The sequence below is a fragment of the Bdellovibrio bacteriovorus genome, assembly GCF_041888015.1.
GTDB lineage: Bacteria > Bdellovibrionota > Bdellovibrionia > Bdellovibrionales > Bdellovibrionaceae > Bdellovibrio.
This window is the reverse complement of record NZ_CP168968.1, coordinates 1926442-1938864: the sequence shown is the minus strand read 5'-3', so window position 1 is coordinate 1938864 and position 12423 is coordinate 1926442. Positions and strand designations below refer to the sequence as shown.

Below are 12423 nucleotides of genomic sequence, written 5' to 3'. Positions count from 1 at the left end.
TGCATGATGAAACTGGTTGGTAAAATTCGCGAAGCTCATGGACTTAAAGGTGACCTTTATGTTCTTGTTTTTTCTGGAGAGATCGCTTGGGCAAAGCGCATGAAGACCTTTGGTCTGAAGGCGAAAGATTCTGATGAGATCCGCCCTTTCACGGTCGAGCGCACGAAGCCCTTCAAAAAAGGTCTGATTGTTAAGGCCAGTGAAGTGACGGATCGTACGATGGCGGAAGGCCTGGAGCACATGGAGTTCTATATTGATGACGAACTTCTGGTGTCCAAGCCGGGCGAGACTATCTATTTGGAAGAAATCAAAAACTTCAAACTGAAAAACCCGGAACAAACTGTGTTGGGTGAAATCGTTGGATTCTCCTCCAATGGCGTTCAGGACTTGTTGGTGGTTGAGACAGCGAATGGCAAAAAAGCTGAAATTCCATTCGTGGATCAATTCATCAAGAAAATTGATTTCAAACACCAGGCAGTAGTGATGGATATTCCTGAAGGTTTGCTCGATCTGGAAAATGCTTAAAATAGATGTGATCACGCTTTTTCCTGAGATGATTGAAGGCGCCGTTACCCACGGCGTTTTAGGTCAGGCTTTAAAGGGTGATTTGCTCTCTGTTCAGGCCCATACGCCGCGCGAGTTTGCCACTGACAAGCATAAGACCGTTGATGATCGTCCTTTTGGCGGCGGAGACGGCATGATCATGCTTTCAGAAACTTTGGAGAAAAGCCTGCAAAAGGTGAAACATAATACTTCCAGGGTGATCTATCTTTCCCCTCAGGGCTCTGTTTTAACTGATGAAAAAGCACGACAGCTTTCCCAGGCGGAACATCTGGTTCTGATCTGTGGGCGATATGGTGGGATCGATCAAAGAATCATCAATAACTATGTGGATGAAGAGATCTCTATCGGGGATTATGTGCTTTCCGGTGGCGAACTGGGGGCCTTGGTTGTGATTGATGCGCTTTCTAGGTTTATCCCGGGTGTTTTGGGGCATGCGGACTCTGCAGATCAGGATAGTTTCTCTCAAGGATTGCTTGAGCATCCGAACTACACCAGGCCGCGTCAGTGTTTAGATCAAGAAGTTCCCGAAGCTTTGCTTAGTGGAAACCATAAGTTGATCGCCGAATGGAAAGAAAAGGTTTCGGCCTTGGTGACCCTGAAAAAGCGTCCGGATTTATTTAAAGAATATCTTAAAGTGGAACGTGAAAAGTATCACGCTCTGAAGAAGAAGAAGACTGCCGAACCCTTGAAGGAACTCTTGAAGTTCTGGCAGCAACTGTCCCCTCAGGACCGCAAAGTTTTGGGTTTGGAGGGGTTGAATGAGGAAGACTTCCATGGCTGAAGAAACGCCGTATGTGCCCCGCTTGGCAATTGGTCTGGTTCACTATCCAGTGCGGGATCGTTTGCAAAAAACTGTCGCCACCAATGTGACCAATTTCGATATTCATGATATCGCCCGGGCGGCGACGGTCTATGGAGTGGAGAAATATTACATCATTCACCCGATGCAGGAGCAGCTCATGTTCGTGGATCGGGTTTTGGATCACTGGCGAACCGGGCAGGGGGCGAAGTTCAACCCGATGAGAAAGACGGCCCTAGGCAACGTTATGGCCGTTGAGAGCGTCGAAAAAGCGATGGCTGACTGGAACGTGCCAGAGGCTCTGACAATCGCTACGACAGCCCGTACAGAGTGGGCGAAGCATAAGTACAGCTTTGCTGAGCTGCGCAATGAAATGCATGTGGCCAAAAAGCCAGTTTTTATGCTATTTGGAACAGGCTTCGGTTTGACAGAAGATCTCATCAGATCCTCCTCGGGGGTTCTGGAGAGCATTAGGGGTGCTCCCCCCAAAGATTATAGGCATCTTTCCGTAAGATCTGCCGTAAGTATCTGTCTTGACCGTGTCATGGGTCCATGGTAGACCCTTGTTTTACTTTTTGTGAAAATTGACTGCTATAAGGATTAAGCAATGGCTAAAGAAACAAACCTCGTTCGTCGCGTTAGTGTTAAAGCTGCTAACAAAAACATTCAGTCCTTCAACTCTGGTGATACTGTTAACGTATTCGTTAAAGTAAAAGAGGGTGAGAAAGAGCGTGTTCAGCTTTACAAAGGTATCGTAACTAAGATCCAAGGATCTGGTGCTGCGAAGTCTTTCACAGTTCGTAAAATCTCTGCTGGTGTTGGCGTTGAAAGAACTTTCCCGTTTGCATCTCCAGCTTTGGATAAAGTTGAGATCGTAAACATGGGTAAAGTACGTCGTTCAAGACTTTACTACCTTCGTGACCTTAAAGGTAAAGCTGCGAAAATTGAATCTGAATTGGTTACTTCCAAAGCAGAATAGTTTTTGCGATTTTAAAAGCTTTAAAAACAAAAACCTGGAGTTTAACGACTCCGGGTTTTTTGCTTTCTGACGCGCTTCAATCTCAGTGCTTTATTGGGTAAGTTATTTCAAGGCGCGAGGAGGAAGTCGTACATCGTACTGCGACGACGAAGCAACGCGGAAAAAACTTACCTAATGAAGTACTCAGTGACCTTTTCTGGTCTTTCTCTTTATGATCGTGGGCCTTACATCGAGGCACAGCTTGGCTAAAAAAGAAAAAATTGAATTTCCGAAAATCGACTGGCGCACATTTTCTCCCAATCCTGTGATTGGTGTGGATGAGGTGGGGCGTGGTTGTTTGGCGGGGCCTGTTTACGCAGCGGCAGTGATTTTTAAATCAGAAGCACTCAGTGATATGGTCACTGATTCGAAGCTGATATCCGAAAAACGTCGGGATGAAATGGCTGAGTTGATTTTGCAGGAACACCACGTAGGCATCGGCTTCGCAACGGTGGAGGAAATCGACGAGTTGAATATTTTGAATGCTTCATTGCTGGCGATGAAAAGAGCGGTTGAAAAACTGGGCGTGAAAAGTGGCCATGTGTTGGTGGACGGAAATAAAAAGATTCCAGACTTGCGTGGTTTTGAACAGACCACGGTCGTTAAGGGGGATCTGCGTGTGGCTCCGATTTCTGCAGCTTCCATTGTGGCGAAAGTAACTCGAGATCGACTGATGAAAGATCTGGGGGCGCAGTATCCGCACTATGGCTTCGAAATTCACAAAGGTTATTCCACACCAGTCCACAAGCAAAGCATCGTTACGCACGGACCGTGCATTGCACACCGCCGCTCCTTTGCGGGAGTCAAAGAATACGTCCGCTAATCCTGCAGCAAGTCCTTGCCATTGGGCGCATGAGCGGGGACTGCAGTCTGAAAATCACGTTCTGAAGTATTATCAGCAGAAAAATTATACTCTTCTGGGGCAACGGGTGAAGACGCCGTTTGCCGAAGTGGATCTGTTGTTTCGCACGCCTCAGGGGCATCTGCTGATGGTTGAAGTGAAGACCGCAAACCTTTCAGCATTCCAGTCGTTTCGAATTTCACAGAGGCAGAAAGCGCGCTTGTTGCGGGCGTTGCAGTTCCTGGCGGCTCGTTGGGATATGTTGGTGGAAGTTCACTGGGCCTTTGTCACGAAAGAAGGGGAGATCACAGTCTTTGAGGATATCAGTGGTTGACTCAAACTGCAGTTTTCAGGGGACAATGATGTATGAAGAAAATCCTGACAGTTCTGTTTCTGCTGATGGTTCAAACTCAAAGTGCTCAAGCTCAGTCCTTGCGAAATTTTCTGGCAACCTGTGGTTGGGGAGTGATTGGCGGTGCAGCTTTAGGGGTTGTCAGTCTGGCTGCTGAGGATAAACCCAGTGAAAGCTGGAACAATGTGGCTCGTGGTGCTTCCTTGGGGTTGTATGCGGGAATCGGTTACGGTCTTTACGTAATGAACAAACAACCCGCGACCTATCAACAGCCAGACTTCGCCATCGTCCCGACTTTTAAAGAAGGCCAGGTTGAAGGCGTTCGCATCACAAAAACTATTTTCGATTTCTAGAAACCGTAAGAATCCAGAGCCTCTGGCGGCAGAGCAGGTTTTGGATTTCCGTCGAATGTAAATTCAAAATTCAGCTTGAAGTTCGTATCGCCACCTGTGACCTGGTCATGGATGAAAGTGATCATCATGCAATCGCCCGGCGGTTTGAATTGAGCAATATAGGCCCAGGACTTTACCTTGTCCTGAGTTGTGGATTCCGCCCAGTTGGCGTCATACACGAATTTCCCCATCAAGTTGATGAAGCGCGAAGTGAAACCTGCAGAGAACGTATAATCTTCCTGACGATCGCTGGTATTTACGCCTTGTCCTGGAGTGATCTTATATTGTCGAGTCAACTGCACCTGAAAGAACTGACCCATATCATTCAGCAAGCGCACGCGCGAAGACGCGTTAGTCACGTTCTGATAGGGGAAATAGTTGAAGATGGAATAAGTCTGGAAACGGTCCAAACGCATGTCCAAGGTGGCGGTTACGTCAGACCAGGGCTCTTTCACCCCGACTTTGTTTTCCTGGGTTCCATCGTAGGATTGGGCCAACTTTAAGTAGCCGACCTGGCGGTACTCAGGACGATCACCGATCCAGCGTTTTTCGGTGATTTTGTTGATCAAAGCCAACGTCATAAGGTTGCGATCGTAAACCCGGTCATAATAGTCAAACTGCACGCCGTAATCGCTGGCGATATCCAGATCCGTGATACTGTCACGAGCCGTATAAGGTGCATCGGAGATGGAGCCTCTGCCAAAGAAAGGACTGTCATCTTGGGAAACCCACGGCAGTCGGGAATAGACGATCTCAGGGATGATTTCGTGCTTATAGCGGGTGGCTTTCGAATTAACGGTGTCACCATAAATGCGGCTCAGGTTGGTGCGGGCTCCGAGCTCGGTGCGGACATAGCGGCGGGCAAGGTATTGGTCTTCGTCGACGTTAAAACCGTAATGAGTTTCACGATAACTGATAACTGGAATGACATCCAAGCCGTCGCCGAACTTGATCGGATAATAAAGGGCGGGCATGACATCCAGACGTTGCCCTGTACGAATCTGATCCACGGACGGATCGAAAGAGCCATCATAGATTCTTTTGCAAGTAGGGTTGTCTTGCCATTTTGGATCATTACAGGTGTTTTTGGGGAAGCGCAGTTTATTGCCGCCGACCACCTGTTCAGTCATATCGTCATAGGCCTGGCCTGAGCGCGTGAAGTTCACATAGGACACATTCACGGAATAAATGAAATTCGTGTCGCCGATATTTTCCTGAGTCTGTGAGAAGCGCAGTTCGGGAATACGGTGAACGGCATCTTCATTTCCAGACAGGGGGTTTCCCTGAAGCATGTTCACATAGTAGGAGGTGTCCACGCTATAGTGCTGATCCAAAGTGTTCTTCGTGAACGACATGCGGTTTTCCATGGCGGAGTCACCATGGTTCATCGTTTCGTTGGGGAAGTCCTTGGGGTATTGCAGGTCACTGGCCAGGTTTAGCTGAGCCCGGTGAATCATCCCATCTGGCATTTCATAGTAGTGGTCATAGCGCAGGAACCAACGTTCCAAAGGATCATCTTTTTCATCGGGAGTACGATAAAGATTCAGGCGATCATCTTCGGCAAAGGCCTTGTCGAAGATGGTTCCGAAGTTCAATGTGCCGCTGGAGTTTTCGCTTAGCAAGTAGCGATATTCCACCAATCCTTTAAGGCCTCGCTTGGTGTAATCTTTCAGTTCAATGGTGGCGTCTGTGCTGCGTGAAATCGCCCAGAAGTATGGTTGGGAGATTGCAACCCCCCCCTTGTCGGAAAGTTCAAACCCGGGTGTCAGTAGGCCGGATTGGCGGTCGCTCTTGAGTGGGACAATCAGGTACGGCAACCAGAAGAAGGGGACGGGGCCAAGGCGCAAAACCGCATTCTTGATATAAGCATAGCCTCCCAGTTCGGCGCGAATGGTAGAGCCTGAAAAACTCCACGTTGCCGGGCAATTCGTGCAGGCGGTGTAGTCCGCAGAGCTGACGATGAATTCGGATTCGCCAGTTTTTTGCAAGAGTTCGCCCGAGAAGCTGACCGGGCCGGATTGCACATAGCCGTTGTAGATCAGGCCGGTGTTGTTTTCATAATCCAGGAAGATCTGATCACCCGCGATGGTGTTCTTGGCATCCATGATTTCCACGTTGCCATAAAGCTCCACTTGACGGGAACGCAGTGAAACGCGCGCTTTGTCTGCTTTGATGTGCTGGCCTTGATAGATCAGTTGGATATTGCCTTCCAGGTCTACCAGTTCTTTTTCGTTGTCGCGGAACATGTGATCAGCATTGATCATCATGCCATGGATCTTCGCTGTAGGCTCTGCGGCCCACAGGGGAGACTCTGTCAGCACAGACAGGAATAAGAATGAAATCAAGACGATCCAGCGATGAAGCACCAAAGTATTCTAGGGATGGATTAGGGCCTTTGTCGAGGTGAAACTGGCCTCTTTTTGGACTCAAAATGTCATGAATTCCGACCGTTAAGATAAGGCACATAACTTAATCCAAGAGGTTTACACATGGAAGTCAAACTCCTGCTCGACGGTGATATCACTGTTGTGTCTTTGAGTGGTCGTATTGAGATTGAAAAAACACAATCCTTTAAGAAGGCCTGTCTACAAAACTTTTCTGATAGAAAAGTCGTGTTTTGCATGAAAAACCTGCACTTTGTGGGGTCCTCTGGGATTCAGTCTTTCTTTGGAATCTTGAATGATTTGAATGTGGATAGACAAATGAGCGTGAAAATCGCGGGTTTGACCCCGGATTTCCAACGTCTTTTCTCGTTTTCTGAATGTTCTAGTTTAGAAGTTCATGAAAGCATCGAAGGGGCCCTGCAAAGCTTTTAAGCAGTGGGCCCGTCCTGTTTGCGCAATTCGTTTAGTTTCTGACTTAGCTCAAGGTTCAGGCGCTCTAAAGCGGCCGCAGCAACCTTGAGCTTTTCGTTTTCCTCGTTCTTCGCAGTCCACATGTAGCGCAGACTTTCCAGTTGTTCCTGAGTCTGATAGCTGTCTTTTTCCAGCTTTTGAATCTTTTCCTGATCTTCGACCACGCGGATTTGCAGATCTGCATGCTCAACACCCAGTTTTTGATTCTGACGGGAAAGCTCGCTGATGCGCTCTTGCTGGCGCTCGATCTCTTTTTCCAGACGGTCTTTGATTTCTTCTTTGGTGCGGCGAAGTGTCACAACTTCGTTTTCCAAAGAATCCTGACGTTCCAGGGCAGAGTGAAGCTTTATAGACTTAACTTCAAGTTCCTCTTGAGTCTGATGCAGCATCGCCAGCTCTTTGTTCATGCGTTCAATCTGCTCTTCGTAGAATTGAACCATTTCCTGAGCTTTTTTCTCGGAAGCTTCAACTTGATAGCGGGAATTTTTAGTCACTTCGATGATCTGGTGGCGAAGGTCGCGCAACAGAGCTTCTTTGTGAGCATAGTCCCCCTCAAGTTCCTGCAAGCGCAGATCCTGAGTGCGGGAATATTCTTTCAGTTGAGAGATATAAGGCTTCACCTGCGTTTTGATGCGCTCATGGTACTTCGCGTGCCGAGCCAGTTCCGTTGTCATATTACGGACTTTTTCAGTCAGGGCGCGGACTTTTTCACCTTGAACTTCTTTTTCACGTTCAAGTTGATCGACCTTCTGGCGCCAGATGTTGTCTTTTTCTCTCCAGACCAGAATCTGATCTGTGACAGAGGATTGAGACAGGCGGGCCTTGTTGGCCTCTTCGCTGAAGCGCTGATTTTCCGTTTCTAACAAAGAAAGGCGGCGCAACGTCACTTTGAGACGAGCCATCAGATCTTCGTTTTGTGAGATCAAATTTTCAACAGTGGATGATTTCAGAATCTCTTTGGGGAGATGGCTGAAATCATTCTGACGAGGCATCTCGTCAGGCAAAGGAATCTGGCCCACAGATTGTTGCTCTCGTGTTGAGTCAAAGTCTAAATGTCCTAATTTCGCGGTCTGGAAATCGGTTTCCATAGCCCTCCTCCATGAAGTCTAGGTCGCCCTTGGTCCATTTTCTCAGAATGATTCGACTTTAGTCAAATCAACCCACCAAGACTGGACCAAAGTAATAGTAAAAGGGCTCAATATCGGAGCTAAACTGCCGAAAAGATAGAATATGTCAGTACCAGCGCTTAAAGACTCTACCGCCGTTGTTGAAGAAATAAAGAAGAAGGAAGAAGGTGCCTTCTTCGATATGAGCGTTGATAAGGCGGATCTTGGGCGTCCGGATTCGTTGCGCTACAACATTCTGACTTGGGTTTTGGATGAGTGCTATGACCGGGCTATTGATGAGTTAAAAGACTTCCTGGAAAAACCTTCTGAATATCCGAATTTCAAATCCAAGATCACACGTTTCATTAATCATTCCATCGATTTGATTTACGCAATTAAAGCGAAAAGAAGTTTTCCGGGAATCAACTCACTGACGCGGGCCAAGCAGCAGGAGTTGCGGGAGAAATTCAAAGAACACTTCCGCGAATTGCAGTATGTCTTGAAGGTTGTTGAGAAAATTCAAAGTGACCTGCGCGTGCAGGATGTTCGTTCGACCATTTACGTCGTGAAGGCAGCGTGGTTTGCCAGTCTGGCCGTGATCATCCTGGCGTTCTGGATGGATATCGTCAATGGCCTTGCGAAGACCAGTGTTCTGGTCTTCGACGACGGCTTTGGAAAGCTAGCCAATTTCTTGGCCGAAGCTATAGGATTCTAGCACACACCGGAATATTCATTTTTAACTGCGTTGCTGCGTCGGCGGCGTACTAGTAGTACGCCTTTCTCCTTGCGCTTATTTTTTTAGAGTTTTGTAGGCGGCTTCCAGTACCGGGATGGATTGGGCGCCGTTCAGAACTTTGCCGTTGATGAAGATGGCAGGTGTTCCTTGAATTTGTGCCACTTCGCCTTCTTTGGCGTTCTTTCTTACGATTTCAGGAATTTCAGTGCCTTTAATGCAAGCTTTCAAGTCATCCAGCTTGATGCCTGTCTTTGTAGCGATGGATTCCAGGTTTTTATCCAGATTCATCGTGCGGATAATCTCATCCTGATTTTCGAAGATATAATCATGAGCTTCCCAGCCTTTTTGAGCCAGCTTTTCAGAGCACAGAGCCGCTGCCGCCAAGCCGCAAGAGATGCCATCTCCGCCGCCTTTGATGGCTTCGTTGCATGTTCCATCCAGAGGGAATGGCTTATAGATCAAACGCACATCCGGGTGGTTTTTAACAAAGCTGTGCAGAACTGGAGCGGCATGTTTGCAGTGAGAGCAGCGGAAGTCAGCGAATTCCACAATTGTCATTACCGGCTCGCCCGTACCTTTTTGCATGCTCAGCCCTGTTGTCAGGTCGAAGTTTTGTTGAGGTGCCACTTGCCAGTAGGCCACGCGCTCTTTAGCCATTTTTTCGATATCTGAAAGGCCATGGCTTTCAAGGTACATAATATTTGCAAGGAAAGAGAAAGCTGGGACCGCCAGCAGGAATCCCAGGACCCACTTTTCGGAAACGAAAATGTCCTTGATGTCGTTGCTGATATTTTTGGCAGAAACGTCACTGGCTCCAAGCCAAGTGAAAAGGAAGCCCAAGACGGATAGAACGTAAGCAGCCATACAGAAGAGGCAAAGGTTGCTCATCGCAGTCAAAGAAATAGTTCCCATGACGATGGAAGCCAGAACCGTTCCTCCCGAAAGCAGAAGGGCATAACGGGATGTGCGCTCGTTGTCTTCAACCATATTGAAGCGAGTCACAGCCAAGAAGTAGAAGAGAACCAGATTTGTCATGACTCCCCAAAGGGCGATAGGGACGCCAAGGAGAGATGAAAACTTGCTGGCGCTGACAGCATCACAATTAAGGACTTCATTGATATTGCAGAAGGATTCGCCGCCGGAAAGACCAAACTTCACGTCATAGTAATGAAGAGTCAGGTAAATATGCACTCCGGCACCGATCAGGGTGACGATCATTGCAAGAAGCAGGGCTGTGTTTTTGCTGGCTGTGTTTTTCATGCCTTCATTGAATCTTAGATTCGTGTTTGAAATCAATGGAAATTATGTAAAAATCTTTGCAGTGCTATCAAGGAAGACAGCTTGAACGACTTACAAAAATGGATTCGCATAAGAAAAGACCTTTACTTGCAAATGGAAAAGCAGGTTCGCCATCGTTTGGGGCAAGATACGCCAGAGTTGATGCGTTATCATAAGGTTTACGAAAAAGAATTTTCGAAAAAATGGACTGTTTCCAATAAAGAGGCCCTTTGGGAGCAAATGGCGGAATCTCAAGTGGTGATGATTGGGGACTTTCATGCCCTCCATCAGTCTCAAAAAGCGCAGGCGCGAATCCTGCGGAATATGCCCGCAAATCGCAAAGTCATTTTGGCCGTAGAGTTCTTTGAAGCCGCCGATCAGGACAAGATTGATAAATATCTGTCCGGCAAGATGTCGGAAAAAGACTTCCTTAAGGCCACGCAGTGGCAGACGAAGTGGGGATTCCCCTGGGAACACTATCGCCCTTTGTTGCGGTGGGCACAGAAGCACAAGGTGCCTGTCCATGGGATCAACCGCAGTTATAAAAAACGCAATGCAGCTACATTAAAATCTCGGGATGTTTTTGCGGGTCGGAAGATTGCCGAACTTGTAAAAGCCTCTCCGGATTCTTTAGTGGTTATGATTTATGGGGATTTGCACCTGGCGGGGGAACATATCCCGGCAGAGGTGATCAGGATTTTGGGGCCGTCTTTTGCGAAAAAGATTCTGCGGGTTTTTCAGAATTCAGAAAAGATCTATTTCCAGCTTTTAAATAGGGAGCTTGAGTCCTCTGCGGATCTTGTCAGGTTGTCGAGGAATATTTTCTGTCTGATGAGTGTCCCGCCCTGGGTGAAGTGGCAGAATTACTTGATGTATCTGGAACAAACCTATGACTTGGGTTTGTTAGATGATGATGACGACGACGACGATCTTCTGGATTACACGGATCACGTGGGTCGCTATGTGAAAATTATCGCCGACGAGCTGGGGGTTGAGGTTTCGGCTTCGGGGCTTTCTGTCTATACGGCGCGTGATAGCGCTTTCTGGAGTCAGGTGCGGGAGTACTATGATGCCAAAAAACTTCGCTGGATCGAAATGCTGATTGCTGACGAAAGCTCGTTTTATCTGCCAGAGATCGGCGCGGCTTATCTGGCGCGTGGGACCGTGAATCATGCGGCGTCGTTGGCCATGCACTTTGTGCACGCGCAAATCAGTGGGGAAAAACAGCTTTACACGGATGTGCCAGCAGACTTTTTGCGTTTGATCTGGAAGGAAGCCGTGGCCTACTTTGGTTCGAAAATGATCAATCACAAGCGTAAAGCTGATACGGTCGCAGATATCAAAGCAAGTCTGGCGGTTCGGGGGCCTTCAGATATTGGGAAAGAGGCCTTGCAGTTGGCATTAGCTCAAAAAATGCATGAATTGATGGTGATCACTGGAGTTCCAGGGCATCGCCTGCAGGCGCGCCCCAGAAAGAAGTGGAGCTATGTGATGGCCGCAGCTTTACTTGGTGGGATGATGGGGGAAAGATTGTTTGGTGGGTATCGCAAGAAGCTTGTGCAATCGACAACCCTGGCAAGCTTTTTAAGGAAGCCTTTGGGAAGCCCTCATTTTGATGTCGTTTATTATGAAGTGTTGGAAGTGATTGAATCTTTGCCGGCTCCGTTTCTGAGTAAGAAGGAAAAGTTATGAAAAAAGACTCTTGGTACTACAACAAAAATCTGAAGCCACAGGGGCCGCTGTCTCTGGAGGAAATGCGTCTGAGAATTTACAAAGGTGAGGTCGGGCCGCAGGATTTAGTCTGCCATGAGCAATCAGGCGAGTGGCGGCCTGCTTACGAGTGGAGTGTTTTTGAAATGACACTTTTTCCGGCGACTCAGAAGTTTATCCCCGGAGCGGATGTGGCAACGGATGAAAAAGAGTGGGTTCTGTTGGTGTCTTCCGAAGATGGGAAGACACTGGTTCAGGAAGGGCCGTATTCTGTGCGAGATATCAAGACATCGGTAAGCGAGCAGCGAATTTCCCTGCAGAACTATGTGTGGAAAACTGGTTTGAGCGGCTGGTGTAAAATTCAGGATCGCCCTGAGTTTGTTAGTTAAGAGCGTCTTTGAGGTCTTTGCCGGGTTTGAATTTAGGGATGTAAGCGCTGGGAATTTTCACCGTTTCGCCAGTTTTGGGATTGCGTCCCTGACGAGCTTTGCGGGATGTGCGGGTGAAAGTGCCGAAGCCGACAAGTTTGACTTCTTCGCCGTCTTTCAGGGCCTCTTGGATGGCTTCCAGAGTGGCATCGAGAATCTGTTCGGATTGCGTTTTGGTTGTCTTTGTTTTTTCAGCGACCAGTTCCACCAATTGAGCTTTATTCATTGCGTTTCAATCCTTGTCTCGAAGGAAATTAACCTAAGATTCACAGAAAAAATGGTCAAGGGAAATGAGCCGGACAGGTCCAGGATGTGATGCGGTAAAATTCATCCTGTTAAGTGTC

General features: G+C 47.8%; 15 protein-coding genes. 11 read left to right on the top strand and 4 right to left on the bottom strand.

Translation table 11 applies throughout. The features are described from left to right. Positions 1 to 3 precede the first annotated feature (3 nt). From rimM to ACES2G_RS09355, 7 genes are all read left to right on the top strand, one after another. Entirely contained in the window at positions 4 to 525 is a 522-nt protein-coding gene (gene rimM, locus ACES2G_RS09385) for a ribosome maturation factor RimM (protein WP_374000013.1), read from the top strand. Next, positions 518 to 1345: a tRNA (guanosine(37)-N1)-methyltransferase TrmD gene (gene trmD, locus ACES2G_RS09380; protein WP_347356246.1), complete on the top strand. Its 828-nt coding sequence runs from the start codon at positions 518 to 520 to the stop codon at positions 1343 to 1345. Before rimM ends, trmD begins: the two co-directional genes overlap by 8 nt. Beyond that, a complete protein-coding gene (locus ACES2G_RS09375) occupies positions 1323 to 1922 on the top strand; it encodes an RNA methyltransferase (protein WP_347356248.1) in 600 nt (199 codons plus the stop codon). Before trmD ends, ACES2G_RS09375 begins: the two co-directional genes overlap by 23 nt. Before the next feature lie 48 nt (positions 1923 to 1970). Beyond that, positions 1971 to 2342: a 50S ribosomal protein L19 gene (rplS, locus tag ACES2G_RS09370; RefSeq protein WP_374000012.1), complete on the top strand. Its 372-nt coding sequence runs from the start codon at positions 1971 to 1973 to the stop codon at positions 2340 to 2342. 241 nt (positions 2343 to 2583) lie between these two features. Continuing rightward, a complete protein-coding gene (locus tag ACES2G_RS09365; protein WP_374000011.1) occupies positions 2584 to 3204 on the top strand; it encodes a ribonuclease HII in 621 nt (206 codons plus the stop codon). Positions 3205 to 3310: 106 nt separating this feature from the next. Next, entirely contained in the window at positions 3311 to 3556 is a 246-nt protein-coding gene (locus ACES2G_RS09360) for a hypothetical protein (RefSeq protein WP_374000010.1), read from the top strand. A gap of 32 nt (positions 3557 to 3588) precedes the next feature. Beyond that, complete coding sequence (locus ACES2G_RS09355) at positions 3589 to 3927, top strand: hypothetical protein (RefSeq protein WP_347356252.1); 339 nt, start codon at positions 3589 to 3591, stop codon at positions 3925 to 3927. Here the strand turns inward: ACES2G_RS09355 and ACES2G_RS09350 are convergent. Beyond that, positions 3924 to 6332, bottom strand: coding sequence for a putative LPS assembly protein LptD (locus ACES2G_RS09350; protein ID WP_347356253.1), 2409 nt, complete (start codon positions 6330 to 6332; stop codon positions 3924 to 3926). The genes ACES2G_RS09355 and ACES2G_RS09350 overlap by 4 nt on opposite strands. A gap of 123 nt (positions 6333 to 6455) precedes the next feature. Here ACES2G_RS09350 and ACES2G_RS09345 point away from each other — a divergent pair, with 123 nt between their 5' ends. Further along, the gene (locus tag ACES2G_RS09345; RefSeq protein ID WP_347356254.1) at positions 6456 to 6782 is read left to right on the top strand and encodes an STAS domain-containing protein; all 327 of its coding nucleotides are present in this window, start codon (positions 6456 to 6458) and stop codon (positions 6780 to 6782) included. Here the strand turns inward: ACES2G_RS09345 and ACES2G_RS09340 are convergent. Continuing rightward, a complete protein-coding gene (locus tag ACES2G_RS09340) occupies positions 6779 to 7909 on the bottom strand; it encodes a hypothetical protein (protein ID WP_374000009.1) in 1131 nt (376 codons plus the stop codon). The genes ACES2G_RS09345 and ACES2G_RS09340 overlap by 4 nt on opposite strands. 142 nt (positions 7910 to 8051) lie before the next feature. Here ACES2G_RS09340 and ACES2G_RS09335 point away from each other — a divergent pair, with 142 nt between their 5' ends. After that, positions 8052 to 8642 (top strand): hypothetical protein, encoded by a 591-nt coding sequence (locus ACES2G_RS09335; protein ID WP_374000008.1) that lies wholly within the window; start codon positions 8052 to 8054, stop codon positions 8640 to 8642. A gap of 75 nt (positions 8643 to 8717) precedes the next feature. On the opposite strand, the gene ACES2G_RS09330 is transcribed toward ACES2G_RS09335, so the two are convergent. After that, positions 8718 to 9923, bottom strand: coding sequence for a DsbA family protein (locus tag ACES2G_RS09330; RefSeq protein WP_347356259.1), 1206 nt, complete (start codon positions 9921 to 9923; stop codon positions 8718 to 8720). An 81-nt stretch (positions 9924 to 10004) separates the two neighbouring features. Here ACES2G_RS09330 and ACES2G_RS09325 point away from each other — a divergent pair, with 81 nt between their 5' ends. Together ACES2G_RS09325 and ACES2G_RS09320 are read left to right on the top strand one after the other, a co-directional pair. Next, the gene (locus tag ACES2G_RS09325; protein WP_374000007.1) at positions 10005 to 11633 is read left to right on the top strand and encodes a ChaN family lipoprotein; all 1629 of its coding nucleotides are present in this window, start codon (positions 10005 to 10007) and stop codon (positions 11631 to 11633) included. After that, positions 11630 to 12040: a GYF domain-containing protein gene (locus ACES2G_RS09320; RefSeq protein ID WP_347356262.1), complete on the top strand. Its 411-nt coding sequence runs from the start codon at positions 11630 to 11632 to the stop codon at positions 12038 to 12040. Before ACES2G_RS09325 ends, ACES2G_RS09320 begins: the two co-directional genes overlap by 4 nt. Here ACES2G_RS09320 and ACES2G_RS09315 read toward each other — a convergent pair. Beyond that, positions 12033 to 12305, bottom strand: a complete 273-nt coding sequence (locus ACES2G_RS09315) for an HU family DNA-binding protein (protein ID WP_347356264.1) — start codon at positions 12303 to 12305, stop codon at positions 12033 to 12035. The genes ACES2G_RS09320 and ACES2G_RS09315 overlap by 8 nt on opposite strands. Positions 12306 to 12423 lie beyond the last annotated feature (118 nt).